Annotated in this window: 23 protein-coding genes; 21 read left to right on the top strand and 2 right to left on the bottom strand. The window is 50.7% G+C overall.

What is annotated here, in order from left to right; translation table 11 throughout:
- Positions 1-11: 11 nt before the first annotated feature.
- The 3 genes from M977_RS04755 to M977_RS04745 all read left to right on the top strand — a co-directional run bounded on the left by M977_RS04755 (position 12) and on the right by M977_RS04745 (position 3091).
- Positions 12-506, top strand: coding sequence for a YfbU family protein (locus tag M977_RS04755; RefSeq protein ID WP_034458818.1), 495 nt, complete (start codon positions 12-14; stop codon positions 504-506).
- Positions 499-1179, top strand: a complete 681-nt coding sequence (locus tag M977_RS04750) for a sugar phosphatase (RefSeq protein WP_134185153.1) — start codon at positions 499-501, stop codon at positions 1177-1179. The genes M977_RS04755 and M977_RS04750 overlap by 8 nt, the downstream gene beginning before the upstream one ends.
- A gap of 79 nt (positions 1180-1258) precedes the next feature.
- Complete coding sequence (locus M977_RS04745; RefSeq protein WP_064512691.1) at positions 1259-3091, top strand: SLC13 family permease; 1833 nt, start codon at positions 1259-1261, stop codon at positions 3089-3091.
- Positions 3092-3218: 127 nt separating this feature from the next.
- Here M977_RS04745 and yfbR read toward each other — a convergent pair whose 3' ends face one another.
- Both yfbR and M977_RS04735 read right to left on the bottom strand, forming a co-directional pair.
- Positions 3219-3818 (bottom strand): 5'-deoxynucleotidase, encoded by a 600-nt coding sequence (gene yfbR, locus M977_RS04740; protein WP_064512688.1) that lies wholly within the window; start codon positions 3816-3818, stop codon positions 3219-3221.
- 78 nt (positions 3819-3896) lie between these two features.
- On the bottom strand, positions 3897-5111 hold the full coding sequence (locus M977_RS04735; protein ID WP_064512686.1) for a pyridoxal phosphate-dependent aminotransferase: 1215 nt from the start codon (positions 5109-5111) through the stop codon (positions 3897-3899).
- 1013 nt (positions 5112-6124) lie between these two features.
- Between M977_RS04735 and lrhA the strand changes: the two genes are divergently transcribed.
- The 18 genes from lrhA to pxpC all read left to right on the top strand — a co-directional run bounded on the left by lrhA (position 6125) and on the right by pxpC (position 26704).
- On the top strand, positions 6125-7060 hold the full coding sequence (gene lrhA / locus M977_RS04730) for a transcriptional regulator LrhA (RefSeq protein ID WP_064512684.1): 936 nt from the start codon (positions 6125-6127) through the stop codon (positions 7058-7060).
- Positions 7061-7688: 628 nt separating this feature from the next.
- Positions 7689-8177 carry an NADH-quinone oxidoreductase subunit NuoA gene (nuoA, locus tag M977_RS04725; protein WP_064512682.1) on the top strand — a complete coding sequence of 163 codons (489 nt, stop codon included), beginning with the start codon at positions 7689-7691 and terminating at the stop codon, positions 8175-8177.
- Positions 8178-8273: 96 nt separating this feature from the next.
- Positions 8274-8948: a NuoB/complex I 20 kDa subunit family protein gene (locus M977_RS04720; RefSeq protein ID WP_064512680.1), complete on the top strand. Its 675-nt coding sequence runs from the start codon at positions 8274-8276 to the stop codon at positions 8946-8948.
- A gap of 89 nt (positions 8949-9037) precedes the next feature.
- Positions 9038-10849 carry an NADH-quinone oxidoreductase subunit C/D gene (gene nuoC / locus M977_RS04715; protein WP_157092035.1) on the top strand — a complete coding sequence of 604 codons (1812 nt, stop codon included), beginning with the start codon at positions 9038-9040 and terminating at the stop codon, positions 10847-10849.
- A 2-nt stretch (positions 10850-10851) separates the two neighbouring features.
- Positions 10852-11352 carry an NADH-quinone oxidoreductase subunit NuoE gene (nuoE, locus tag M977_RS04710; RefSeq protein ID WP_064512676.1) on the top strand — a complete coding sequence of 167 codons (501 nt, stop codon included), beginning with the start codon at positions 10852-10854 and terminating at the stop codon, positions 11350-11352.
- On the top strand, positions 11349-12689 hold the full coding sequence (gene nuoF, locus M977_RS04705; protein WP_064512673.1) for an NADH-quinone oxidoreductase subunit NuoF: 1341 nt from the start codon (positions 11349-11351) through the stop codon (positions 12687-12689). The genes nuoE and nuoF overlap by 4 nt, the downstream gene beginning before the upstream one ends.
- A gap of 59 nt (positions 12690-12748) precedes the next feature.
- A complete protein-coding gene (gene nuoG / locus M977_RS04700; protein WP_064512671.1) occupies positions 12749-15472 on the top strand; it encodes an NADH-quinone oxidoreductase subunit NuoG in 2724 nt (907 codons plus the stop codon).
- Positions 15469-16446, top strand: a complete 978-nt coding sequence (gene nuoH / locus M977_RS04695) for an NADH-quinone oxidoreductase subunit NuoH (protein ID WP_064512669.1) — start codon at positions 15469-15471, stop codon at positions 16444-16446. Before nuoG ends, nuoH begins: the two co-directional genes overlap by 4 nt.
- 14 nt (positions 16447-16460) lie before the next feature.
- Positions 16461-17003, top strand: a complete 543-nt coding sequence (gene nuoI / locus M977_RS04690) for an NADH-quinone oxidoreductase subunit NuoI (protein ID WP_064512666.1) — start codon at positions 16461-16463, stop codon at positions 17001-17003.
- 12 nt (positions 17004-17015) lie between these two features.
- Positions 17016-17573 carry an NADH-quinone oxidoreductase subunit J gene (gene nuoJ / locus M977_RS04685; protein ID WP_064512664.1) on the top strand — a complete coding sequence of 186 codons (558 nt, stop codon included), beginning with the start codon at positions 17016-17018 and terminating at the stop codon, positions 17571-17573.
- Positions 17570-17872 (top strand): NADH-quinone oxidoreductase subunit NuoK, encoded by a 303-nt coding sequence (gene nuoK / locus M977_RS04680; protein WP_034458791.1) that lies wholly within the window; start codon positions 17570-17572, stop codon positions 17870-17872. The genes nuoJ and nuoK overlap by 4 nt, the downstream gene beginning before the upstream one ends.
- Complete coding sequence (nuoL, locus tag M977_RS04675) at positions 17869-19710, top strand: NADH-quinone oxidoreductase subunit L (RefSeq protein WP_064512659.1); 1842 nt, start codon at positions 17869-17871, stop codon at positions 19708-19710. Before nuoK ends, nuoL begins: the two co-directional genes overlap by 4 nt.
- 79 nt (positions 19711-19789) lie before the next feature.
- Positions 19790-21319, top strand: coding sequence for an NADH-quinone oxidoreductase subunit M (nuoM, locus tag M977_RS04670; RefSeq protein WP_064512657.1), 1530 nt, complete (start codon positions 19790-19792; stop codon positions 21317-21319).
- A gap of 6 nt (positions 21320-21325) precedes the next feature.
- Positions 21326-22783, top strand: coding sequence for an NADH-quinone oxidoreductase subunit NuoN (gene nuoN, locus M977_RS04665; protein WP_064512655.1), 1458 nt, complete (start codon positions 21326-21328; stop codon positions 22781-22783).
- 145 nt (positions 22784-22928) lie between these two features.
- Entirely contained in the window at positions 22929-24368 is a 1440-nt protein-coding gene (gene phrB / locus M977_RS04660; protein WP_064512654.1) for a deoxyribodipyrimidine photo-lyase, read from the top strand.
- A complete protein-coding gene (locus M977_RS04655) occupies positions 24358-25101 on the top strand; it encodes a type 2 GTP cyclohydrolase I (RefSeq protein WP_064512651.1) in 744 nt (247 codons plus the stop codon). The genes phrB and M977_RS04655 overlap by 11 nt, the downstream gene beginning before the upstream one ends.
- Positions 25102-25121: 20 nt before the next feature.
- A complete protein-coding gene (gene pxpB, locus M977_RS04650) occupies positions 25122-25778 on the top strand; it encodes a 5-oxoprolinase subunit PxpB (protein ID WP_064512649.1) in 657 nt (218 codons plus the stop codon).
- On the top strand, positions 25772-26704 hold the full coding sequence (pxpC, locus tag M977_RS04645) for a 5-oxoprolinase subunit PxpC (RefSeq protein WP_064512647.1): 933 nt from the start codon (positions 25772-25774) through the stop codon (positions 26702-26704). The genes pxpB and pxpC overlap by 7 nt, the downstream gene beginning before the upstream one ends.
- Positions 26705-26718: the final 14 nt, after the last annotated feature.

The raw sequence follows: 26718 nt of genomic DNA, 5'->3' as shown, positions 1-26718 counted from the left end.
GGAGCTAAGAAATGGAAATGACTAACGCCCAGCGTCTGATTTTATCTAATCAGTACAAAATGATGACCATGCTCGATCCAGACAACGCCGAGCGTTATCGTCGCCTGCAAACGATCATTGAGCGCGGTTACGGCCTGCAAATGCGCGAGCTGGACCGTGAGTTCGGTGAGTTGACGGAAGAAACTTGCCGTACTGTCATCGACATTATGGAGATGTACCACGCGCTGCATGTCTCTTGGACGAACCTGAAGGATAACCAGGAAATTGACGAACGCCGTGTCACATTCCTCGGCTTCGATGCAGCAACTGAAGCTCGGTTCCTGGGATATGTTCGATTTATGGTCAATATTGAAGGCCGTTACGCGCATTTTGACGCGGGTACTCATGGCTTTAACGCGCAGACTCCAATGTGGGAAAAATATCAGCGTATGTTGAAAGTGTGGCAGTCCTGCCCACGTCAGTATCATTTAAGTGTGAATGAGATCGCGCAGATTATTAATGCCTGAGGGGAGACGCGTCGTGAAGTGCAAAGGTTTCTTGTTTGATTTGGATGGGACTCTGGTTGACTCCCTGCCAGCGGTTGAGCGTGCATGGATTAACTGGGCTAAGCGTTTCGATATTTCGCCGCAAGAAGTATTAGGCTTCATTCATGGTAAGCAGGCGATAACTTCGCTGCGTCATTTTATGGCGGGAGCGTCTGAAGAAGAGATCCAGCAGGAGTTTTTCCGTCTTGAGAAAATCGAGTCTGAAGATACCGACGGTATTGTGGCATTGCCAGGGGCTGTTGAGCTGTTGACTCATCTGAACGAAGCGGGCATTCCATGGGCTATCGTGACCTCTGGTTCATTACCTGTGGCTTCAGCTCGTCGTGCTGCAGGCGGATTGCCAGAGCCTGAAGTGCTTGTTACGGCTGAACGTGTCGCCCGAGGCAAACCTGAACCGGATGCCTACTTACTCGGTGCGCAATTATTAGGTTTAGAGCCTGAAGAATGCGCTGTCGTAGAAGATGCGCCAGCTGGTGTACTTTCTGGTCTGGCTGCAGGTTGCCATGTTATCGCAGTCAATGCACCGGCCGATACACCACGGCTTGAGCATGTCGACTATGCTCTGCATTCGTTGACTGAGCTTCTGGTTCAGAAGCTGCCAGATGGCACAGTCGAAGTGCTTAGAAAACACTAAACACATGATTTAGCCCCGCGATTGCGGGGCTTTTTTATGGCAAAATTTTTCCCCCTGAGACAACCACAAAGGATTTGTTTTGAACTCAGAATTGATTTGGGTCTTATCACTATTAGCAATTGCGGTGGTGTTATTCGCCACTGGAAAAGTGCGTATGGATGCGATCGCTTTACTTGTCATTATTGCGTTTGTCCTCAGTGGCACACTTACTCTCAACGAAGCCTTCTCAGGTTTTAGCGATCCCAACGTTATTCTTATTGCCGCACTCTTTATTATTGGCGATGGCCTTGTACGCACGGGTGTAGCCACAAAAATGGGTTCGTGGCTGGTGGATGTTGCGGGTAGCAGCGAAACCAAAATGCTGGTTTTGCTGATGCTTACCGTTGCGGGGCTTGGCGCATTTATGAGTTCAACGGGTGTGGTCGCAATATTTATCCCAGTGGTACTCAGTGTTTCAATGCGCATGAAAACCTCGCCATCGCGTTTAATGATGCCTCTCAGTTTTGCCGGGTTAATTAGCGGCATGATGACGCTAGTCGCAACACCACCCAATCTGGTCGTAAATAGCGAATTGCTGCGTGAAGGGTTGCAGGGCTTCCATTTCTTTAGCGTTACGCCTATTGGCCTGGTCATCTTATTGCTGGGTATCGGCTATATGCTGATTGCGCGTTTTGCACTAAAAGGGCAGAACAAAGACGATGGCAAGCAAGACTGGCGCCGCCGTACGTTTCGCGATCTAATTAAAGATTACCGGCTGACTGGCCGTGCGCGTCGTCTCGCAATTCGCCCAGGTTCACCGATGGTTGGGCGCCGTCTTGATGATTTAAAACTGCGAGAGCGTTATGGTGCAAACGTCATAGGACTTGAGCGCTGGCGCAAATTCCGCCGGGTTATCGTCAATGTCACTGGCGTCACTGAATTTCGCGTTCGTGACGTGCTGTTGATTGATATGTCAGCTTCTGAAGTTGATTTACGCGAGTTTTGTAGCGAGCAGATGCTTGAGCCGATGGTTTTGCGCGGTGAGTATTTTTCAGACCAGGCGCTGGATGTGGGGATGGCCGAAGTCTCGCTGATCCCTGAGTCTGAGCTAATCGGACAAACGCTGCGCGAAATCGGCTTCCGTACGCGCTACGGCCTGAATGTCGTCGGGTTACGCCGTAATGGCGAAGCGATGGAAGGCTTGCTGGTGGATGAAGCCTTGCAACTTGGCGATATCTTGCTGGTGGTGGGTGACTGGAAACTGATCAGCCAGTTGCAACTCAAAGGCCGCGATTTCCTGGTGCTTAACTTACCCGTGGAAGAGGGCGAAGCCTCGCCTGCGCATAGCCAGGCTCCGCACGCTATTTTCTGCCTGGCGTTGATGGTTGCACTGATGCTGACCGATGAAATTCCTAACACCATCGCGGCTATTATTGCCTGTTTGCTGATGGGCAAGTTCCGCTGTATTGATATGGAAAGTGCGTATAAAGCAGTGCACTGGCCGAGTATTATTTTGATTGTCGGCATGATGCCTTTCGCCCTTGCATTGCAAAAAACGGGCGGGGTGGATTTAATTGTTAATGGGTTAATGAGCCTGGGTGGCGGCTACGGTCCGCACATGATGCTGATTTGCCTGTTTGTGATGTGCGCCGCGATTGGCTTGTTTATTTCAAATACGGCGACTGCGGTGTTAATGGCGCCTATTGCGTTAGCCGCGGCAAAATCGATGGGTGTTTCCCCTTATCCATTTGCGATGATCGTTGCACTAGCCGCATCCGCTGCATTCATGACACCAGTATCATCGCCGGTTAATACGCTTGTTCTGGGGCCGGGAAATTATAAGTTCAGCGATTTTGTGAAGATGGGCGTGCCATTTACCGTGATTGTGATGGTGGTGAGTGTGGTGATGGTGCCGATGTTATTCCCGTTTTAATACCCTTCATACTTGAAGCCGCATCTTTGTTGGCAGCGTTTACAAACCCCAGTCACTTACTTTGATAAGTGACTGGGGATTTGCTCTCTTGCCGCCTCAAAGCAGCTCCAATTATTTTGGGTATAGGTTAAAGCGGTGAATCCTGGCTAATCTCATCGAGTGAAAGCTGGAAGCTTGGCACAAAGACATTCATAAAATAGTCCATCTCTTCGCTGTGACGGTCAGCCAGCGTTTTCTCGAGCCTGCTTTTAGCCAGTAAAAATTCATTGTTACCGGCAGAGAGCTCTTCCAGACATTTTAGATAGGCGCATAACGCATCGGCTTGCTTGACGATGGCGCGCTCCTCGTCGCTGCTCTGATGCTCATCAATCAGTGGTGCCCAGATGTCACGTAACTCTTCAGGCACCATATCGATCAATTTCTGTTGGGCTATTTTCTCGATAGCTTTGTATTCATGAGCAATTTGCGTGTTGAAATACTTCACCGGCGTTGGTAAATCCCCCGTAAGAACCTCACTGACATCGTGATACATTGCAAGCAGGGCGACATGTTCGGCGTTAATTTGGCCGTTGAATTTACGATTCTTAATCACGGCTAATGCATGAGCGACCATTGCAACTTGCAGGCTATGCTCCGAAACATTTTCGGTACGCACATTACGCATCAGCGGCCAACGATTGATTAATTTCAGGCGTGAAAGGTGGGCAAAGAAATGGCTTTGGCTCATAGATACACTCGGTACGTAAGCAAAGAAAACCATTGTGCGGGGAGTCGGGGGAAGATGCAAACATCTCCCCCGTGAGAATTATTGGTGGTAATGGCCGAGGAAACGACCAAATTTATTGATGGCCATTTCCAGCTCATCAACACGCGGTAAAGTCACGATACGTACGTGATCAGGCCACGGCCAGTTAAATGCTGTTCCTTGAACCAAAAGCACTTTTTCTTTCAATAAGAAATCCAGCACCATTTTTTGGTCATCGTGGATATTAAAACGTTTAGCATCGATTTTCGGGAACATATAGAGCGCGCCCTGCGGTTTCACACATGAAACACCAGGAATATCGTTAATCAGCTCCCACGCACGGTTACGCTGTTCGTATAGACGCCCGCCGGGTGCGATAAATTCGCTGATACTCTGATAACCGCCTAAAGCAGTCTGAATTGCATGCTGAGCAGGCACGTTCGCGCACAGACGCATCGACGCGAGCATCTCCAGCCCTTCGATATAACCCTTGGCGTGCTTCTTCGGCCCATTCAGAACCATCCAGCCCTGGCGGAACCCGGCAACACGATAAGTTTTGGACAGCCCATTAAAGGTCACTGTTAGCAGGTCTGGGGCCAGTGCTGCAATTGAATGGTGTTGTGCCGCGTCGTACAGAATCTTGTCGTAGATTTCATCAGCAAAAATAATCAAATTATGCTGACGCGCAATTTCTACAACTTCCAGCAACAACTCTTTAGAGTAAACGGCACCGGTTGGGTTGTTCGGGTTAATAATCACGATGCCGCGAGTGCGTGGTGTGATTTTAGCGCGAATATCGTCAAGGTCTGGGAACCAGCCTGCCGACTCATCACATAAATAGTGAACGGCTTTACCACTAGAAAGCGAAACTGCCGCGGTCCACAAAGGGTAATCAGGTGCTGGTACCAGCATCTCATCACCGCTGTTCAGCAATGCTTGCATCGATTGAACAATCAGCTCAGAAACACCGTTGCCGATGTAAATATCTTCAACTGTCACGTCCCGCATTTCACGAGCCTGATAATGCTGCATGATGGCTTTACGTGCGGTATAGAGTCCTTTCGAGTCGCAGTAACCCTGAGCAGTAGGCAGATTACGAATCACATCGACAAGAATTTCATCCGGGGCATCAAAGCCAAATGGCGCGGGGTTGCCAATATTCAGCTTGAGGACTTTATTCCCTTCTTCTTCAAGACGCTTAGCCTCCTTGAGTACTGGGCCACGGATGTCATAACAGACGTTATCAAGTTTGCTGGATTTTTCGATAGGGGACATGAACCTGACCTTTAATGTTAACGCCACTTCCTGCCGTGGAAGCGACCAGGCAACAAATGTACTCCTGCCAAGCTCAGATTTGAAGGCGGTCGAGGCGCCAGACTGTAATTTATCTTTCAATTTAGGTACAAGCAGAAAAACCAATTGAATAGCTAATGATTGGCATAATGTATTGATTATTTTATTTAAATTAGTGAAATATGTAAATATTTGGCCATTTTGCAATCCCATTAACTGCTGTGGCACTGGTGTTGTAGTGGGTAATGCTGAGTGATTTGAGAATTAAATTGAGTGATAGTTAAGGAAAATTGAATGTTTATGCTTGAGGTTAAAAGAGGTTCACTAATGTGAGTTAATAATATGTATATAAAAATAACTGTGAGTGTCATTAATATAACTAAAGAATAGAGTTAAGTTACTTCTCTTTTACCTGGTATAGCTTCAGGGGGTTTTATGAATAACCTGTTGAAGAGTGAAATGAAAAAAGAGAATGAGATCAGATAATTCGCAACAAAACTTATGGACTGGCATGATTTGCGGTAAGATATGTCACTGTAAATGATGAGTGTCTATTTTTGGACATAATGAAACTCTATGTTTTACTGCGGGTTAGTATATAACCATTGCACTTTGGTAATTGTCCGTGCAGCAAAAATGACATAGAGATAACTTTCATCGCACTTACCCTCGTAACCGCAAAAAGTTGAATAATTAAAACTCAGTACTGAAGTAGGCTTACAATAATTACTCAGTTTTAATTTAAGTGACTAGAACAATAAGACGAATGTTTGTATGTTGGTTATGGCGGTATAATATTTCCTGGAATATGTGAGCTACATTATTGGCCTGCATGCACCGGGATGCATGAAAAATAAAAAGTCAGAACGACTGTCAGGATGACGGTATGGCCCCTCGGGAGACGTTCTGTAAAAGGGAATTGCTTTATCTTTTTGATAAATCACAGCAATAAAACTAAGGCAGACTCGTAAGAGCAACCTACTAGTGAAAAAATTATGATTAACGCAAATCGTCCGATACTAAATCTCGACCTCGATCTGCTAAGGACTTTTGTTGCCGTAGCGGATTTGAATACTTTTGCTGCGGCGGCAGTTGCGGTTTGCCGTACGCAATCGGCTGTAAGCCAGCAGATGCAGCGTCTTGAACAGTTAGTAGGAAAAGAGCTCTTTGCCCGTCATGGTCGTAATAAGCTGCTGACCGAGCATGGAATTCAGCTTCTGGGTTATGCGCGAAAAATTCTACGCTTTAATGATGAAGCATGTACGTCACTGATGTTTAGTAATTTGCAAGGTGTGCTCACGATTGGTGCATCTGATGAAACCGCGGATACCATTCTGCCTTTCTTGCTTAACCGAATAAGCTCGGTTTACCCAAAGCTGGCATTGGATGTCCGAGTTAAACGTAATCCATTTATGGTTGAAATGCTTAATCAGCAGGAAGTTGATTTGGTTGTCACCACATCAAAACCCGCGCATTTTGAATCCATCGTGTTACGTACCTCGCCAACTTTATGGTATTGCGCATCGGACTACGTCTTCCAGAAAGGTGAAACCGTACCTTTAGTCATGCTCGACGATCCGAGTCCTTACCGGGATATGATGCTTGAGCATTTGAATGCAGAGCGTATTCCCTGGCGTATTGCGTATGTTGCTTCCACTCTTTCGGCAGTGCGTGCTGCTGTGAAAGCCGGACTGGGTGTGACTGCTCGGCCTGTTGAAATGATGAGCCCTGAATTGCGTGTGCTGGGTAATGCTGATGGCTTACCGGTTATGCCAGATACTCAATACTTGTTGTGCCGTAATGTGCAGACCAGTAATGATTTGGCTCAGGCTATCTTTAGTGCTCTGGAATCAAACCCTAATCCATACCGTTACATGACTTCGTCAGATGAAGATGGTGATACCGTGCTAATGGAGCGTGATTTCGAGTAATGCCTTCGGTTTGTTAGTAACAAAATATGAAATTCGAAAACAGGTCGTTGAGGTCAATTTTTGACTCAATGGCCTGTTTTTTAATCACTGCAAGTTGTGTTTATTACTAATTTGTAAAAACATGTTTTAAAACAATCTGCTTCATAGCGCCCTAGATACCTACCTTCTACGTACATCCTTCGAGTCATTACTCGTTTAAATGTTAAAAAATACGCCGCAATGTTGTTAGTTTCCGAGATGGATTAACAGAAGCGTGTCTCAGATCAAGAAAATACTCCCTCTTAGGGGGATGAATAGTTGAGATTTCCTGCCAAAATAGAACGGTAGATATTTTTTTCCTCGTTAACGGACACGATTCACCTTCATTAAAGTAGGGTTAATAATTCGGCATTACTGATTTTTAACGCACTAAATGTTAATGAAGTTGGGCTCATGTAAATTAATGTGTGGATACTTTTGTTAAAGTTGACAAAAGGTTATAGAAAGGAGTAAAAAACCCCATCAATTTGCTGGTAAAGTTTTGATTCCAGCAGTTATTGTAAGGTTTATTGTTCCTCCCCATGAATCGATGTGGTGATCATCTGCCAACAAGAGCAGAGATTTTGGCGCCACTTTTGATGAGTAAGCAATGAGTATGTCAACATCCACTGAAGTTATCGCTCACCATTGGGCGTTCGCAGTCTTTCTTATTGTTGCCATAGGCCTGTGTTGCGTAATGCTTCTCGGGGCCTGGTTCCTTGGCGGGAGAGCTAAGGGTCGGCACAAAAACACTCCCTTCGAGTCAGGTATCGACTCAGTTGGTACAGCGCGCTTACGTCTTTCCGCCAAGTTTTACCTGGTTGCCATGTTCTTTGTTATTTTTGACGTGGAAGCCTTGTATCTCTATGCGTGGTCAGTTTCTATCCGTGAAAGCGGATGGGTAGGCTTCGTCGAGGCCGCAATTTTCATTTTAGTGCTACTGGCAGGCCTGGTGTATCTGGTGCGCATTGGCGCGCTTGATTGGACTCCTGCGCGTTCGCGCCGCGCCCAAATCAACCCGGAAACCGACAGTCTCACTAACCGTCATACGCAAGATGCTCTAAAGAATTCGGATTACAGCAAGGCGGCAAGCGAGTAAATCCCATGAGCTTACTTAGGTAAGTGATTGGGGTTTATGAACGCAGCCAACACCGCTGTAAATTGAATTATAACGAGCATAAAATGAGGCAATAAGATGGACTATACGCTCACCCGCATAGACCCCGACGGTGAGAACGACCGTTACCCCCTGCAAAAACAGGAGATCGTAACCGATCCTCTTGACCAAGAAATCAACCGTAGTGTGTACATGGGCAAGCTCGAACATGCTATGCACGATATGGTGAACTGGGGTCGTAAAAACTCAATTTGGCCTTATAACTTTGGTCTTTCGTGCTGCTACGTTGAGATGGTGACCTCGTTTACCGCCGTACATGACGTGGCACGTTTTGGTGCCGAAGTTCTGCGTGCTTCCCCGCGTCAGGCTGACCTGATGGTTATTGCAGGAACCTGCTTTACCAAAATGGCTCCCGTTATTCAGCGTCTTTATGACCAAATGCTTGAGCCAAAATGGGTTATCTCAATGGGTGCCTGCGCCAACTCCGGCGGCATGTACGACATCTATTCTGTAGTGCAAGGCGTGGATAAATTCCTGCCGGTCGATGTTTACATCCCAGGTTGTCCGCCGCGCCCGGAAGCCTATATGCAGGCTCTGATGTTGCTGCAAGAATCTATTGGTAAAGAGCGTCGTCCACTGTCTTGGGTGGTTGGTGATCAGGGCGTGTATCGCGCCAACATGCAATCAGAGCGCGAGCGTAAACGCGGCGAGCGTATTGCAGTCACTAATCTTAGGTCGCCAGACGAGATTTAATTTGCGCCTGTGGTCCGCGTGAGTTTACTTCGCATATCAATAATATTAGCGCGAAGCCGCTGACCAACAGTCACCACGTACCATTTGCAATGGTGAGAATTATGACCGATTTAACTGCGCATGATGCCAACCAGGAAGCCTGGCAAACCCGTGACCATTTAGATGATCCGGTTATTGGCGAACTGCGTAACCGTTTTGGGCCGGATGCTTTTACTGTTCAGCCAACCCGCACCGGAGTTCCGGTGGCTTGGGTTAAGCGTGAACAATTACTGGAAGTGGTCGATTTCTTAAAGAAATTACCGAAGCCCTACGTGATGTTGTTCGACTTACACGGCATGGATGAACGTCTCCGTACTCACCGCAACGGTTTACCGGCTGCGGATTTTTCCGTTTTCTACCACCTGATTTCCATCGATCGCAACCGCGATATCATGCTCAAGGTGGCGCTGTCTGAAAACGACCTGAACGTGCCAACAATTACCAAACTGTTCCCGAACGCTAACTGGTATGAGCGTGAAACCTGGGAAATGTTTGGCATCACCTTTAATGGTCACCCGCACCTGACGCGCATCATGATGCCGCCAACGTGGGAAGGCCATCCGCTGCGTAAAGATTATCCGGCGCGTGCCACCGAGTTCGATCCGTTTGAATTGACCAAACAGAAAGAAGACCTCGAGATGGAAGCGCTGACCTTCAAGCCTGAAGAGTGGGGCATGAAGCGCAGCAGCGAGCATGAAGATTTCATGTTCCTGAACCTCGGTCCAAATCACCCATCCGCGCACGGTGCATTCCGTATCGTTCTGCAACTCGACGGTGAAGAGATTGTCGATTGCGTACCGGATATCGGCTACCACCACCGTGGTGCTGAGAAAATGGGTGAGCGTCAGTCCTGGCACAGCTACATTCCGTATACCGACCGTATCGAGTACCTCGGCGGCTGCGTAAACGAAATGCCATACGTGCTGGCGGTTGAAAAACTGGCGGGTATCAAGGTTCCTGAACGTGTTGACGTTATCCGCGTCATGCTGTCCGAACTGTTCCGTATCAACAGTCACCTGCTTTACATCTCTACGTTTATTCAGGACGTGGGCGCGATGACTCCGGTGTTCTTCGCCTTTACCGACCGTCAGAAAATCTATGACCTTGTCGAAGCGATTACCGGTTTCCGTATGCACCCGGCCTGGTTCCGTATCGGTGGTGTTGCACATGACTTGCCAAACGGTTGGGAACGCCTGCTTAAAGAGTTCCTCGACTGGATGCCAAAACGTCTGGATTCCTACGAGAAAGCTGCGCTGCGTAACACCATTCTGAAAGGTCGTTCACAGGGCGTTGCTGCTTACGGCAAGAAAGAAGCACTGGAGTGGGGCACAACGGGTGCTGGCCTGCGCGCAACTGGCGTTGACTTCGATATCCGTAAAGTTCGTCCTTACTCTGGTTACGAAAACTTCGACTTCGAAATCCCGGTCGGCGGTGGCATCAGCGACTGCTACACCCGTGTGATGCTGAAAGTTGAAGAGCTTCGCCAGAGCTTGCGCATTCTTGACCAGTGCCTGAAAAACATGCCTGCTGGTCCGTTCAAAGCTGACCACCCGCTGACAACGCCGCCACCGAAAGAACGCACGCTGCAACATATCGAGACCCTGATCACTCACTTCCTGCAAGTTTCGTGGGGCCCGGTTATGCCGGCTAACGAATCCTTCCAGATGATTGAGGCGACGAAAGGGATTAACAGTTACTACCTGACCAGCGACGGCAGCACCATGAGCTACCGTACCCGTATTCGTACCCCGAGCTTTGCGCACTTGCAGCAAATCCCGTCGGCGATTCGCGGCAGTCTGGTTTCTGACCTGATTGTCTATCTGGGTAGTATCGATTTTGTAATGTCTGATGTGGATCGCTAACTATGCACGATAAACAACAACCCCAGGCAGAAGCCTTTGAGCTGAGTCAATTCGAGCGTGATGCGATTGAGCACGAAAAACATCATTACGAAGATGCTCGCGCAGCCTCTATCGAAGCGCTGAAAATTGTTCAGAAGCAGCGTGGCTGGGTGCCAGACGGCGCTATTTATGCCATCGCTGAAGTTCTGGGTATTCCAGCCAGCGACGTAGAAGGTGTTGCCACATTCTATAGCCAGATTTTCCGCCAGCCGGTAGGCCGCCATGTCATTCGTTATTGCGATAGCGTGGTTTGCCACATTACGGGCTATCAGGGCATTCAGTCTGCCATTGAAGCAAAACTGGACATCAAACCGGGTCAAACCACGTTTGATGGTCGCTTTACCCTGCTGCCAACCTGCTGTCTGGGTAACTGCGACAAAGGGCCGACCATGATGATTGATGAGGACACTCATAGCTATCTGACGCCGGAAGCAATCCCTGATTTGCTGGAGCAGTATAAATGAAGACGATTATTCGTACTGCCGAAACCCATCCGCTGACCTGGCGGTTGCGTGATGACAAACAGCCTGTCTGGCTGGATGAATATCGCAGCAAAAACGGCTACGAAGGTGCGCGTCTTGCTTTGACAGGCCTGGCACCAGACGAAGTCGTTACCCGCGTTAAAGACTCAGGTCTGAAAGGGCGTGGCGGCGCAGGTTTCTCCACCGGTCTGAAGTGGAGCCTGATGCCGAAAGACGAGTCTATGAACATCCGTTACCTGCTGTGTAACGCCGATGAAATGGAACCCGGCACCTATAAAGACCGTTTGCTGATGGAGCAACTGCCGCACCTTTTGGTGGAAGGCATGCTGATTTCTGCATTCGCGCTGAAAGCCTACCGCGGTTATATCTTCCTGCGAGGTGAGTACATCGAAGCGGCTGTGCATTTGCGCCGCGCGATTGCTGAAGCAACCGAAGCAGGTTTGCTGGGCAAAAACATTCTCGGTTCTGGTTTTGATTTTGAGCTTATCGTGCACACCGGTGCCGGGCGTTATATCTGTGGTGAAGAAACCGCATTGATTAACTCCCTGGAAGGCCGCCGCGCGAACCCACGTTCAAAACCACCATTCCCTGCCTCAAGCGGCGTGTGGGGTAAACCAACGTGTGTTAATAACGTTGAAACTCTGTGCAACGTGCCAGCGATTCTGGCCAACGGCGTGGAATGGTATCAGGGCATTTCGACCAGCAAAGATGCTGGCACCAAGCTGATGGGCTTCTCCGGGCGTGTGAAAAACCCAGGCGTCTGGGAATTACCGTTCGGTACCACCGCACGTGAGATTCTTGAAGAATACGCCGGTGGTATGCGTGATGGCCTGAAATTCAAAGCCTGGCAGCCGGGCGGGGCAGGGACAGACTTCCTGACCGAATCGCATCTTGACCTGCCGATGGAATTCGAAAGCATCGGTAAAGCAGGCAGTCGTTTAGGTACGGCGCTGGCGATGGCGGTTGACCATGAAATTGGTATGGTTCCGCTGGTGCGCAATTTGGAAGAGTTCTTTTCCCGTGAATCTTGCGGCTGGTGTACACCTTGCCGTGATGGCCTACCGTGGAGTGTGAAAATTCTGCGTGCGCTGGAGCGTGGCGAAGGCCAGCCTGGGGATATCGAGACACTTGAGCAACTGTGTCGTTTCCTCGGTCCGGGTAAAACCTTCTGTGCGCATGCGCCAGGTGCGGTTGAGCCATTACAGAGTGCGATTAAATATTTCCGCGACGAATTCGAAGCAGGCATTGCCAAACAAGATTTCGGTAACACGCGTGCCATTGCTGGCATCCAACCGAACTTATTAAAAGCGCGCTGGTGATACCTGACAACAAGTTTGCAGGTTATAAAATTTTATAATTAATTGGAAGCATGCTGACTATGGCTACGATACATGTAGACGGCAAAGAATATGAGGTAAATGGGTCAGACAACCTGCTGCAAGCATGTCTGTCGCTCGGCCTTGATATTCCTTATTTTTGCTGGCACCCGGCGCTTGGTAGCGTCGGTGCTTGCCGCCAGTGCGCGGTGAAGCAATATCAGAACGCAGAAGATCTTCGTGGTCGCTTGGTGATGTCTTGTATGACACCAGCTTCTGATGGCACGTTTATCTCTATTGATGACGGCGAAGCTAAAGAATTCCGCGAAAGCGTAGTGGAATGGTTGATGACCAACCACCCACACGACTGCCCGGTTTGTGAAGAAGGCGGCAACTGCCACTTGCAAGATATGACGGTAATGACCGGTCATAGCTTCCGTCGCTATCGTTTCACCAAGCGTACTCACCGTAATCAGGACCTCGGCCCATTCATCTCTCACGAAATGAACCGCTGTATCGCTTGTTACCGCTGTGTGCGTTACTACAAAGATTATGCTGACGGCACCGATTTGGGTGTTTACGGCGCTCATGACAACGTCTACTTCGGCCGCCCTGAAGACGGTACGCTTGAGAGCGAATTCTCCGGTAACCTGGTAGAAATCTGCCCGACCGGTGTATTCACTGATAAAACTCACTCCGAGCGTTATAACCGTAAGTGGGATATGCAGTTCGCCCCTAGCATTTGCCAGCAGTGCAGCATCGGCTGTAACACAAGCCCTGGTGAGCGTTACGGTGAATTGCGTCGTATCGAAAACCGTTACAACGGTACCGTGAACCACTATTTCCTGTGTGATCGTGGCCGCTTCGGTTATGGCTACGTCAACCTGAAGGATCGTCCACGTCAGCCGATCCAACGCCGTGGCGACGATCTGATCACCCTGAACGCTGAACAAGCGATGCAGGGCGCGGCAGATATTTTGCGCCAGTCGAAGAAAGTGATCGGTATCGGATCCCCACGTGCCAGCGTTGAAAGCAACTTCGCGCTGCGTGAACTGGTGGGTGCAGATAATTTCTACACCGGTATTGCAACAGGTGAACAAGCACGTCTGCAACTGATGCTCAAAGTACTGCAAGAAAGTGGCATTCACACTCCGGCACTGCGTGAAATCGAAACCTACGATGCGGTTCTGGTGCTGGGCGAAGACATTACTCAGACCGGCGCACGTGTTGCACTGGCTGTGCGTCAGGCAGTGAAAGGGAAATCACGTGAAATGGCAGCAGCACAGAAAGTTGCTGACTGGCAAATCGCGGCGATCATGAACATTGGCCAGCACGCGAAACACCCGTTGTTTGTCACCAATATCGACAGCACTCGTCTGGATGATATCGCCGCATGGACTTACCGTGCGCCGGTTGAAGATCAGGCGCGTCTGGGCTTTGCTATCGCCAACGCACTGGACAGCAACTCTCCCGCTGTTGAACTTGATCGCGACCTGAAAAATAAAGTCGACGTGATTGTTCAAGCGCTGGCGGGTGCGAAAAAACCATTGATCGTATCCGGTACTAACGCCGGAAGCGAAGCGGTGATTCAGGCGGCAGCAAACGTTGCTAAAGCACTGAAAGGCCGTGGTGCCGATGTTGGTATCACTATGGTTGCTCGCGCAGTCAACAGTGTTGGGCTAGGCCTTATCGGCGGTGGTTCTCTTGAAGAAGCACTGAGCGAACTGGAGAGCGGTTCTGCCGATGCGGTAGTCGTGCTGGAAAACGATCTTCATCGCCATGCCTCTGCGGCACGTGTTGACGCAGCACTCAGTAAAGCTCCGCTGGTGATGGTTATCGACCATCAGCGCACTGCGATTATGGATAAAGCCCATCTGGTGCTCTCCACCGCAAGCTTCGCTGAAAGCGATGGTACGGTTATCAACAACGAGGGCCGCGCACAGCGTTTCTTCCAGGTTTATGACCCGTCTTACTACGACCACTCCATTGTGATGCTGGAAAGCTGGCGCTGGTTGCATTCACTGCACAGCACAGTTGAAAGCCGTGAAGTGGACTGGACGCAGTTAGATGATGTTATTGATGCGTGCGTGAAGGCGTTGCCACAACTGGCCGGAATTAAAGAGGCGGCACCTGATGCCAGCTTCCGTATTCGTGGTCAGAAACTGTCGCGTTCCCCAATCCGCTCCAGTGGTCGTACGGCAATGCGTGCGAACATCAGTGTGCATGAACCGCGCCAGCCGCAGGATAAAGACACTATGTTCGCCTTCTCTATGGAAGGGAATAACAGCCCGTCTGCAAATCGTCAGCAAATCCCATTCGCATGGGCACCAGGCTGGAACTCACCTCAGGCATGGAACAAATTCCAGGCTGAAGTGGGTGGCAAACTGCGTCACGGCGATCCGGGTGTGCGTCTGATTGAAGCGTCCGAAACGGGTATCGATTACTTCACCGATGTGCCGGAAATCTTCCAGGCAGAAGAAGGGAAATGGCGTATTGCGCCTTACTACCATCTGTTTGGCAGTGATGAAATGTCTCAACGTTCTCCTGTTTTCCAGAGCCGTATGGCCGAGCCGTATATCAAGCTGAATCCGGCTGATGCTGCAAAACTGGGCGTGAACGCGGGAAGCCTGATTTCGTTTAGCTATGAAGGCCAGACGTTAAGTCTGCCGCTGCAACTTTCCGAAGGGCTGGCAGCAGGGCAGGTTGGTTTACCGATGGGTATGCCTGGCATTGCTCCGGTACTGGCGGGTGCTCGTATTGAAAATCTTCAGGAGGCTGGCCAATGAGTTGGTTAACACCGGATGTTATCGACATTCTGCTGAGCATTCTCAAAGCGGTCGTTATCCTGCTGGTCGTGGTGACCTGCGGTGCGTTCATGAGTTTTGGTGAGCGTCGTTTGCTGGGCCTGTTCCAGAACCGTTACGGACCGAACCGTGTTGGCTGGGGCGGCTCGCTCCAGTTAGTCGCGGACATGATCAAGATGTTCTTTAAAGAAGACTGGACTCCACGCTTTGCGGACCGCGTCATCTTTACCTTGGCTCCGATGATTGCTTTTACCTCGCTGCTGTTGGCCTTTGCGATTGTGCCGGTCAGCCCAAGCTGGGTAGTCGCCGATCTGAACATTGGTATTTTGTTCTTCCTGATGCTGGCAGGTCTCGCGGTTTACGCGGTGCTGTTCGCTGGCTGGTCGAGTAACAACAAATACTCATTGCTGGGTGCGATGCGTGCGTCTGCGCAGACACTCAGCTACGAAGTGTTCCTTGGTCTGTCGCTAATGGGCGTTGTTGCGCAGGCGGGTTCATTCAATATGGGCGATATCGTTGATAACCAAGCCAACCTGTGGAACGTGATTCCGCAGTTCTTCGGCTTTGTTACGTTCGCAATTGCTGGTGTTGCAGTTTGTCACCGTCACCCGTTTGACCAACCAGAAGCTGAGCAAGAACTGGCAGATGGTTATCACATCGAATATTCAGGCATGAAGTTTGGCCTGTTCTTCGTTGGTGAATACATCGGCATCGTTACGGTTTCAGCCCTGATTGTCACCCTGTTCTTTGGTGGCTGGCATGGTCCGTGGTTACCACCTTTCATCTGGTTTGCGCTGAAAACTGCATTCTTCATGATGATGTTCATTTTGATCCGTGCAGCATTGCCTCGTCCGCGTTATGACCAGGTGATGTCCTTCGGCTGGAAAATTTGCCTGCCGTTGACACTGGTTAATCTGCTGGTGACCGCCGCGGTCATTCTCTATCAGGCACCATAAGGGGTGAAAAAACCATGACATTGAAAGAGTTAGCGGTTGGTTTCGGCACCCAGGTACGCAGTATCTGGATGATCGGTCTGCACGCGTTTGCCAAACGTGAAACGCAGATGTATCCGGAAGAACCAGTATATTTACCGCCGCGCTACCGTGGTCGCATCGTGTTAACTCGCGATCCGGACGGTGCCGAGCGCTGTGTTGCCTGTAACTTGTGTGCAGTAGCTTGCCCGGTAGCCTGTATCTCTTTGCAAAAAGCAGAAACGAAAGACGGCCGCTGGTATCCAGAGTTCTTCCGTATCAACTTCTCGCGCTGCATCTTCTGTGGTCTGTGCGAAGAAGCGTGCCCAACAACGGCTATTCAGCTCACACCTGATTTCGAACTGGGTGAGTTTAAGCGCCAGGATTTGGTGTACGAAAAAGAGGATCTGTTGATCTCCGGTCCGGGCAAATACCCGGAATATAACTTCTACCGGATGGCAGGTATGGCAATCGACGGCAAAGATAAGGGCGAAGCGGAAAACGAAGCCAAGCCTATCGACGTCAAAGGCCTATTACCTTAAAGGAGCAAGGCAATGGAATTCGCTTTTTATATATGCGCAATCATCGCGGTCGGGACCACCCTAAGGGTGATCACGCATACCAACCCGGTGCATGCCTTGCTGTATTTGATTATCTCGCTGTTGGCTATTTCCGGGGTGTTCTTCTCCCTGGGAGCTTACTTTGCCGCAGCGCTTGAGATTATCGTCTACGCCGGCGCCATCATGGTGTTGTTCGTCTTTGTGGTAATGATGCTCAACCTCGGCGGTGCGGTCGTTGAACAAGAGCGTAACTGGCTGAAACCGCAGTTGTGGATTGGCCCTGGCATTTTGTCAGCCGTTCTGCTTTCAGTGCTGGTTTACGCAATCCTGGGTCTGAATGACCAGGGGATTGACGGTACGCCAGTGAGTGCAAAAGCGGTAGGTATTGCGCTGTTCGGACCGTATGTTCTGGCAGTGGAATTAGCCTCAATGCTGCTGCTGGCGGGTCTGGTTGTTGCATTCCACTTGGGTCGTGAAGACCGTCAGGGTGAAGTGCTGAGCAATCGCCAGGCTGACGCAGCCGCGAAAAGAAAAACGGAGGAGCACGTATGATTCCGCTGCAACATGGACTAATCCTCGCTGCCATTTTGTTCGTATTGGGGCTGACGGGGCTTGTGATTCGTCGCAACCTGCTTTTCATGCTGATTAGCCTGGAAGTGATGATCAACGCTGCTGCCCTGGCGTTTGTGGTAGCTGGCAGTTACTGGGGCCAGGCTGATGGCCAGGTGATGTATATTCTTGCGATTAGCTTAGCTGCCGCCGAAGCCAGTATTGGCCTCGCACTGTTACTGCAGCTCCATCGTCGTCGCCAGAGCCTGAATATCGATTCAGTAAGTGAGATGCGTGGATGAACCTTCTCTGGTTAACCATTCTTTTGCCTTTTATTGGCTTTTTATTGTTGGCGTTCTCTCGCGGTCGTTGGTCAGAAAACCTTTCTGCAACGGTTGGGGTCGGCTCAATCGGTCTTGCGGCGTTAGTCACCGCGATTGTTGGGGTTGATTTCTTTAACAACGGAAGAGAAGCGTTCACCCAGCCGTTATGGACCTGGATGTCAGTTGGCGATTTTAATATCGGCTTCAACCTGATCCTCGACGGTTTGTCATTGACCATGCTGTCGGTGGTGACCGGCGTTGGTTTCCTGATCCACATGTACGCATCCTGGTATATGCGTGGGGAAGAGGGCTACTCTCGCTTCTTCGCTTACACCAACCTGTTTATTGCAAGCATGGTCGTGCTGGTGCTTGGCGATAATTTGTTGCTGATGTATCTCGGTTGGGAAGGCGTAGGTCTATGCTCGTATCTGCTGATTGGTTTCTACTATACCGATCCGAAGAACGGCGCTGCGGCTATGAAAGCCTTCGTTGTGACTCGCGTGGGTGATGTGTTCCTCGCTTTCGCATTGTTCATTCTTTACAACGAACTGGGCACGCTGAACTTCCGCGAAATGGTTGAACTGGCACCGCAGCACTTTGCGGCGGGCAACCAAATGCTGATGTGGGCAACCCTGATGCTGTTAGGCGGCGCGGTGGGTAAATCTGCTCAGTTGCCTTTGCAGACCTGGCTTGCGGATGCAATGGCAGGCCCAACGCCTGTTTCAGCGCTGATCCACGCAGCGACCATGGTTACCGCGGGTGTCTACCTGATTGCCCGTACTCACGGCCTGTTCCTGCTAACGCCTGAAGTGCTGCATTTAGTGGGTATCGTGGGTGCGGTCACGCTGGTGATGGCGGGCTTCGCAGCACTTGTGCAAACCGATATCAAACGTGTGCTGGCGTACTCGACCATGAGCCAGATTGGCTACATGTTCCTGGCGCTGGGCGTACAAGCGTGGGATGCGGCGATTTTCCACCTGATGACGCACGCCTTCTTCAAAGCGTTGCTGTTCCTGTCGTCTGGTTCGGTGATTCTTGCCTGCCACCACGAACAAAACATCTTCAAAATGGGTGGCCTGCGTAAGTCCATTCCGCTGGTGTATATCTGCTTCCTGGTCGGCGGCGCCGCGTTGTCTGCGTTGCCACTCATTACTGCGGGCTTCTTCAGTAAAGATGAGATTCTGGCCGGTGCGATGGCGAATGGTCATGTGAACCTGATGGTTGCGGGTCTGGTCGGTGCGTTTATGACCTCACTGTACACCTTCCGTATGATCTTCATCGTCTTCCACGGTAAAGAGCAGATTCACGCGCATCCACTTAAAGGCATCACTCATAACTTGCCGCTGATTGTGCTGCTGGTGTTGTCCACCTTCGTTGGCGCAATGATTGTTCCGCCGCTTGCTGGTGTTCTGCCAGCGGCTACTGAACTTGCGCACGGTAGCGTGCTGGCACTTGAGATTACCTCCGGTGTTGTCGCCATCGCCGGTATCCTGATTGCAGCATGGCTGTGGCTGGGCAAACGTACTCTGGTAACAGCGATTGCCAACAGCGCACCGGGTCGCTTCTTTGGTACCTGGTGGTTCCATGCCTGGGGCTTCGATTGGCTTTATGACAAAGTCTTCGTTAAGCCATTCCTGGGTATCGCCTGGCTTATCAAGAGCGATCCGTTGAATTCACTGATGAACATTCCGGCAATTCTTTCACGCTTTGCAGGTCGCGGCCTGTTGGTGAGCGAGAACGGTTACCTGCGCTGGTATGTGGCATCAATGAGTATCGGTGCGGTCGTGGTTGTAGGCTTGCTGCTGGTATTGCGCTAATTCAACATTCCCTCCTCTAGCTAAGGGGAGGGAATGTGAGTGATGTTTTGGTTTATTTTGACTTAGGGACACAAATGCCATGCTATTACCCTGGCTGATACTAATCCCCTTTATTGGCGGCTTCTTCTGCTGGCAAACAGAGCGCTTCGGCGTAAAAGTGCCACGTTGGATTGCGCTGGTAACGATGGGACTGACACTGGCTCTCTCGCTGCAACTGTGGTTAGCCGGTGGCTATTCACTGACGCAATCCGCTGGTTTGCCGCAGTGGCAGTCTGAATTTATCCTGCCGTGGATCCCACGCTTTGGGATAACCATCCACCTTGCGCTGGACGGCTTATCTTTACTGATGGTGGTGCTCACCGGTCTGCTCGGCGTGCTGGCGGTACTCTGTTCGTGGAATGAAATCGAAAAATATCAGGGCTTCTTCCACCTCAACCTGATGTGGATCCTCGGTGGCGTTATCGGCGTGTTCCTTGCCATCGACATGTTCCTGTTCTTCTTCTTCTGGGAAATGATGCTGGTGCCGATGTACTTCCTGATCGCACTGTGGGGCCATAAAGCCTCCGACGGGAAGACACGCATCACCGCTGCAACCAAGTTCTTCATCTATACCCAGGCAAGCGGCCTGGTGATGCTGATTGCGATTCTTGGTCTGGTGTTCGTGCACTACAATTCAACCGGTGTGTGGACGTTTAACTATGAGCAATTGCTGCACACTGAAATGTCCAGCAGCGTTCAATGGTTGCTGATGCTGGGCTTCTTCATTGCGTTTGCGGTGAAAATGCCAGTGGTTCCATTGCATGGTTGGTTGCCGGATGCGCACTCCCAGGCACCAACGGCAGGTTCTGTTGACCTCGCAGGTATCTTGCTGAAAACCGCAGCCTACGGTCTGTTGCGTTTTGCACTGCCGCTGTTCCCAGAAGCGTCTGCTGAATTTGCACCGATTGCCATGTGGCTGGGTGTTATCGGCATCTTCTATGGCGCGTGGATGGCCTTCGCACAAACTGATATTAAACGCCTGATTGCTTACACATCCGTTTCCCACATGGGCTTTGTGTTGATTGCCATTTATACCGGCAGCCAACTGGCTTATCAGGGTGCGGTGATTCAGATGATTGCTCACGGTCTTTCTGCGGCCGGTATGTTCATCATCTGTGGTCAGATTTACGAGCGTTTGCACACTCGTGATATGCGTCTGATGGGCGGCCTGTGGAACAAAATTAAATGGCTGCCAGGCCTGTCGTTATTCTTTGCAGTGGCAACGCTGGGTATGCCGGGCACCGGTAACTTTGTTGGCGAATTCATGATTCTGTTCGGCAGTTACCATGTCGTGCCAATGATTACTATTATCTCGACTTTCGGTCTGGTCTTTGCCTCAGTTTATTCTCTGGCGATGATTCATCGTGCTTACTTCGGTAAAGCTAAAAGCGAAATCAGTGATAAACAACTGGCAGGCATGTCGCTGCGCGAGTTCTTTATCATCCTGTTGCTGGTGGTGTTGTTAGTCCTGTTGGGCTTCTACCCGCAGCCAATTCTGGATACTTCGCATGCCGCGATGAGCAATATTCAGCAGTGGTTTACCAGTTCAATTCCAACTACAAGGCCGTAATTCGCCATGACTATAACTCCTCAACAATTGATCGCGCTGCTACCGCTGCTCGTCGTCGGATTGACGGTGGTGGTTGTGATGCTCTCCATAGCGTGGCGACGCGACCATTTTGTCAATGCAACACTGGCAGTAATTGGCCTTAACGCCGCACTCGTTTCACTGTGGTTTGTGGGTCAGGCTGGGGCGATGGATGTCACGCCTCTGATGCGCGTTGATGGCTATGCGATGCTCTATACTGGACTGGTTCTGTTGGCGAGCCTTGCGACCTGTACGTTTGCTTACCCGTGGCTTCAGGGTTACACCGACAACCGCGAAGAGTTTTACCTGCTGGTGTTGATTGCAGCACTGGGCGGTATTCTGCTGGCAAACGCAAATCACCTGGCAGCATTGTTCCTGGGTATTGAGCTGATCTCGCTGCCGTTATTCGGTTTGATTGGCTACGCCTTCCGCCAGAAAAGGTCGCTTGAGGCGAGTATCAAATACACCATTCTGTCTGCTGCAGCCTCTTCATTCCTGCTGTTCGGTATGGCGCTGGTGTACGCAGAATCAGGTGACCTGTCGTTTGTGAGCCTCGGTAAGAGCCTGGCAGACAACATGCTGCATGAACCTCTGCTGCTTGCGGGTCTGGGTCTGATGATTGTTGGACTTGGCTTTAAACTGTCACTGGTTCCATTCCACTTGTGGACACCAGATGTTTACCAGGGTGCACCGGCTCCAGTTTCCACTTTCCTGGCAACCGCCAGCAAAATCGCCATCTTTGGTGTGGTAATGCGTCTGTTCCTCTACGCGCCAGTTGGCGATAGCGAAGCAGTTCGTGTGGTACTGGGTATTATCGCCTTTATCTCTATCATCTTCGGTAACCTGATGGCATTGAGCCAGACCAATATCAAGCGTCTGCTTGGTTACTCGTCTATCTCACACCTCGGTTATTTGATGGTGGCATTGATTGCGCTGCAAAGCGGCAACATGTCGATGGAAGCGGTCGGTGTTTATCTGGCAGGTTATCTGTTCAGCAGCCTCGGCGCGTTCGGCGTGGTCAGCCTTATGTCCAGCCCATACCGTGGCCCGGATGCAGACTCTCTGTACTCTTACCGTGGCCTGTTCTGGCACAAGCCAATTTTGTCTGCGGTCATGACCGTGATGATGCTGTCACTGGCAGGTATTCCAATGACGCTCGGCTTCATCGGTAAGTTCTACATTATTGCGGTAGGTGTACAGTCTCACCTGTGGTGGCTGACCGGTGCTGTGGTACTGGGTAGTGCGATTGGTTTGTACTACTACCTGCGTGTGACGGTGAGTTTGTACCTGAACGCACCGCAACAACCAGGTCGTGATGCGCCAACTAACTGGGCGTTTACTGCAGGCGGTGTAGTGGTTCTGATCTCCGCCGTGCTGGTGCTGTTACTGGGTGTATACCCACAACCACTCATCACGCTGGTGCGTATGGCAACACCAATGATGTAGTAGTCAGATTTGTCGGGTTGCTTCCCGACTAACACGACTAACGTAAAGGCTACCCAATCGGGTAGCCTTTTTGATTTACAGCTTTGCTACACTTAGTTAAATGCCGTCTCAACAATCGTATTCTGCTAATTAAACATGGAGTTGTATGGCCACGCATCTGGTCTGGTTTCGCAATGATTTACGGGTGAATGACAATCTGGCGCTGGCTGCGGCGTGCCGTGACCCACACGCGCATGTGATAGCCATTTTTATCGCGACTCCGCGTCAATGGCGACAGCATGAAATGTCGCCACGCCAGGCTGAATTCATATGGCAGCACTTGCAGTGCTTGCATACCTCTCTTGCTGAGCGTGGCATCGAACTTTTTATTCACCAGGTTGATGGTTTTGATGACTCAGTCGAATACCTGAAAAACTTTTGTGAAGCGCAGAAAGTCAACGCGTTGTTTTACAACTATCAGTACGAGTTCAATGAGCGGCAGCGTGATGCGGCTGTAGAAAAGATGCTGGGCCGCGAGGTGGTTTGCCAGGGTTTTGATGACAGCGTTTTATTGGCGCCGGGAAGCGTTACCACCGGCAATAACGAGATGTACAAAGTCTTTACGCCATTTAGTAAAGCGTTCATCAAGCGGCTGCATGAAGGGTTGCCGGAATGTGTATCGGCCCCGAAAAGCCGTGGGATTACCTTGCCGGAAACGAACACACTCGCGGAAATTGATTATCCCCGCCAGCCTGTCGATGAACGCCTGTTCCCCATCGGCGAACAGCAGGCTATTCACCAACTACGCCAGTTTTGCTGCCAGCCGGTGGTTGATTACGCAGAGCAACGTGATTTCCCCGCAATCGACGGGACCAGTCGCCTGTCGGCTTATCTGGCGATTGGCGTACTTTCGCCACGCCAATGTTTGCACCGTTTACTGAGAAATCACCCCCAGGCACTGGATGGAGGCGCAGGTTCGGTTTGGTTAAATGAGTTAATCTGGCGTGAGTTCTATCGCCATTTGCTGGTGGCTTACCCGAAACTGTGCCGTTATCAGCCGTTTATCTCATGGACAGATAACGTTATCTGGCGGCAAGATAAATCACAGCTTATAGCCTGGGAGCAGGGCAATACGGGGTTTCCTATTGTGGATGCTGCGATGCGCCAGCTAAACACAATTGGCTGGATGCACAACCGTTTACGTATGGTGGTGGCGAGCTTTTTGGTCAAAGACTTATTGATCGATTGGCGATGCGGCGAACGCTACTTTATGTCACAACTGATTGATGGTGACCTGGCTGCTAACAATGGCGGCTGGCAATGGGCGGCCTCGACCGGCACTGATGCAGCACCTTATTTTAGAATCTTTAACCCAACCACCCAAGGCGAGCGCTTTGATGGAAAAGGTGAATTTATACGCCAGTGGTTGCCTGAATTGAGTGATATACCGGATAAATATATCCACACCCCTTGGGTCTGGGCGGACAAACAACAACTGAAACTGGACTATCCGCGCCCAATTGTTGACCATAAACAAGCACGTATCGTGACACTCGCCGCTTATGAAGCGGCCCGTAAATCTGAAGAGAAAGATAATGAAAAATAGCGAACTGGAACGCCTAATTAACGAAAAACTCAACAGCGCTGCTATCAGCGATTACGCGCCGAATGGTTTACAGGTCGAAGGGCGTGAAGAAGTCCGCAAAATCGTTACCGGTGTGACCGCAAGCCAGGCGCTGATTGACGAAGCTGTGCGCCAAAATGCCGATGCAGTGATTGTTCACCATGGCTACTTCTGGAAAGGTGAGTCTCCGGTGATTCGTGGTATGAAACGCAATCGCCTGAAAGCGCTGCTCAGCAATGACATCAATTTATACGGCTGGCATTTGCCGCTCGATGCGCATCCGCAGCTTGGCAATAACGCGCAATTAGGCGCGTTGCTGGGGATTGAAACCAAAGGGGAAGTCGAGCCGCTGGTGCCTTGGGGAGAGTTTCCAACACCGCTTTCTGGCGTAGAACTGGCTTCATGGATTGAGATGCGACTTGGTCGTACACCGCTTTGGAGCGGTGATACGGGTCCTGAACAAATTCGCCGTGTCGCCTGGTGTACTGGGGGGGGGCAAAGTTTTATTGATAGCGCGGCACGTTTTGGCGTTGATGCGTTTATTACCGGTGAGGTTTCAGAGCAGACTATTCATTCCGCACGTGAACAAGGTCTACATTTCTATGCGGCCGGGCATCACGCCACCGAGCGCGGCGGTATTCAGGCATTAAGCGACTGGCTGAATAGTGAGACAGATTTGGAAGTGACCTTTATCGATATTCCGAACCCGGCATAACGTCAGACCGAGGAGTAAAAGTGCAAAGAGCGCGGTGTTATCTGTTAGGCGAAAGTGCGGTAGTTCTTGAATTGGAACCACCTTTATCGCTGGAAAGTCAGCAACGGATCTGGGGATTAACCCAGCGTCTACTGGAATCTTCCGCTGTTTCAGAAGTCATTCCGGGGATGAACAATATCACTGTGGTGCTACGTGAACCGCAAAGCCTGGCACTGGATGGTATTGAGCGGCTCCAGCGCTGGTGGGAAGAGAGCGAGGCCATGGTGGTTGAATCTCGCCGCATTGATATTCCAGTAATATATGGTGGCAGTGTTGGCCCTGATTTAGCCGAAGTCGCAGGGCATTGCGGCTTATCGGCAAGCCAGGTTGTGGAGCTGCACTCATCCGTTGATTACATTGTCTATTTTCTCGGTTTTCAACCAGGCTTTGCCTATCTTGCAGGCCTTGCTCCCACTCTTTCTATGCCGCGTCGGGCTGAGCCACGCTTGATGGTTCCTGCAGGCTCGGTAGGTATTGGCGGCAGCCAGACGGGTATTTATCCGCTGGCAACGCCTGGTGGCTGGCAGCTTATCGGCCAGACGCCCGTGAGGCTCTTTAATCCGGCTGATAACGTGCCAACACTACTGGCGCCGGGAGATACCGTCCGCTTTGTGCCTCAAAAGGAGGGGGTGTGCTGAAAATAATCCGTGCTGGAATGCATATGTCGATACAAGACGCAGGGCGTTTTGGTTACCGGCAGTTGGGTGTTAGCCGTTGCGGTGCCCTTGATACCCCAGCGTTGAAAATTGCTAATTTGCTGGTGGGTAATGCACCAGATAGTGCCGCGCTGGAAATCACGCTTGGCCATTGCGTTGTTGAGTTCACCAGAGATGGCTGGTTTGCGTTAACTGGTGCAGGAAGCCACGCTGAACTGGATGGGCGCACAGTCTGGACTGGCTGGCGACTACCGGTGAAAGCGGGCCAGCAATTAAGGCTAAAAGTGCCTGATCGCGGGATGCGTAGCTATCTTGCTGTCGCCGGTGGGTTGGATGTACCTGAAATCCTGGGTTCTTATAGTACCGATCTTAAAGCGCAAATTGGCGGCATCGAAGGGCGTTTGCTCAAAGATGGCGATGAAATACCGCTATTACCGGCAACTCGACGGTTCCGGGAGTCGCGCGGTGTAAAGCAGCTCTTGTGGGGGAACCGCATTCGTGCGCTGGCGGGCCCGGAATATCAGGAGTTTACGCACACTTCGCAAGATGCATTCTGGCGTTTACCGTGGCAGTTAAGCCCGCAAAGTAACCGCATGGGTTATCGCATGCAGGGGCAGCGGCTTGAGCGCACTACCGATCGCGAGTTGTTGTCGCATGGGCTACTGCCGGGAGTGGTACAGGTGCCGCACAATGGGCAGCCTATTGTGCTGATGAACGATGCGCAGACAACCGGCGGATATCCAAGGATTGCCTGCGTGATCGAAGCTGACATGTTTAACCTTGCGCAATTACGCTTAGGGGAGCCGGTTCATTTCGTGCAATGCACGTTGGAAGAAGCCCTTAAAGCGCGTCGTGAGCAGCAAATCTATCTTGAGCAACTGGCCTGGCGGCTGAATAACGAAGACTAATTTTCAAGGGCAAA

Origin of the sequence: Buttiauxella gaviniae ATCC 51604 (assembly GCF_001654835.1) — a bacterium.
Lineage (GTDB): Bacteria > Pseudomonadota > Gammaproteobacteria > Enterobacterales > Enterobacteriaceae > Buttiauxella > Buttiauxella gaviniae.
This window is presented reverse-complemented; position numbering and strand designations above follow the sequence as displayed.

Bases quoted from the DNA above. Each gene is read 5' to 3' on its own strand.
- nuoN (WP_064512655.1), top strand. From the start codon at position 21,326: ATGACTATAACTCCTCAACAATTGATCGCGCTGCTACCGCTGCTCGTC.
- nuoH (WP_064512669.1), top strand. From the start codon at position 15,469: ATGAGTTGGTTAACACCGGATGTTATCGACATTCTGCTGAGCATTCTC.
- nuoJ (WP_064512664.1), top strand. From the start codon at position 17,016: ATGGAATTCGCTTTTTATATATGCGCAATCATCGCGGTCGGGACCACC.
- yfbR (WP_064512688.1), bottom strand. From the start codon at position 3,818: ATGAGCCAAAGCCATTTCTTTGCCCACCTTTCACGCCTGAAATTAATC.
- nuoC (WP_157092035.1), top strand. From the start codon at position 9,038: ATGGTGAGAATTATGACCGATTTAACTGCGCATGATGCCAACCAGGAA.
- M977_RS04755 (WP_034458818.1), top strand. From the start codon at position 12: ATGGAAATGACTAACGCCCAGCGTCTGATTTTATCTAATCAGTACAAA.
- nuoK (WP_034458791.1), top strand. From the start codon at position 17,570: ATGATTCCGCTGCAACATGGACTAATCCTCGCTGCCATTTTGTTCGTA.
- nuoL (WP_064512659.1), top strand. From the start codon at position 17,869: ATGAACCTTCTCTGGTTAACCATTCTTTTGCCTTTTATTGGCTTTTTA.
- nuoG (WP_064512671.1), top strand. From the start codon at position 12,749: ATGGCTACGATACATGTAGACGGCAAAGAATATGAGGTAAATGGGTCA.
- nuoM (WP_064512657.1), top strand. From the start codon at position 19,790: ATGCTATTACCCTGGCTGATACTAATCCCCTTTATTGGCGGCTTCTTC.
- M977_RS04720 (WP_064512680.1), top strand. From the start codon at position 8,274: ATGGACTATACGCTCACCCGCATAGACCCCGACGGTGAGAACGACCGT.
- nuoE (WP_064512676.1), top strand. From the start codon at position 10,852: ATGCACGATAAACAACAACCCCAGGCAGAAGCCTTTGAGCTGAGTCAA.
- M977_RS04735 (WP_064512686.1), bottom strand. From the start codon at position 5,111: ATGTCCCCTATCGAAAAATCCAGCAAACTTGATAACGTCTGTTATGAC.
- nuoF (WP_064512673.1), top strand. From the start codon at position 11,349: ATGAAGACGATTATTCGTACTGCCGAAACCCATCCGCTGACCTGGCGG.
- nuoA (WP_064512682.1), top strand. From the start codon at position 7,689: ATGAGTATGTCAACATCCACTGAAGTTATCGCTCACCATTGGGCGTTC.
- M977_RS04750 (WP_134185153.1), top strand. From the start codon at position 499: ATGCCTGAGGGGAGACGCGTCGTGAAGTGCAAAGGTTTCTTGTTTGAT.
- M977_RS04655 (WP_064512651.1), top strand. From the start codon at position 24,358: ATGAAAAATAGCGAACTGGAACGCCTAATTAACGAAAAACTCAACAGC.
- phrB (WP_064512654.1), top strand. From the start codon at position 22,929: ATGGCCACGCATCTGGTCTGGTTTCGCAATGATTTACGGGTGAATGAC.
- lrhA (WP_064512684.1), top strand. From the start codon at position 6,125: ATGATTAACGCAAATCGTCCGATACTAAATCTCGACCTCGATCTGCTA.
- nuoI (WP_064512666.1), top strand. From the start codon at position 16,461: ATGACATTGAAAGAGTTAGCGGTTGGTTTCGGCACCCAGGTACGCAGT.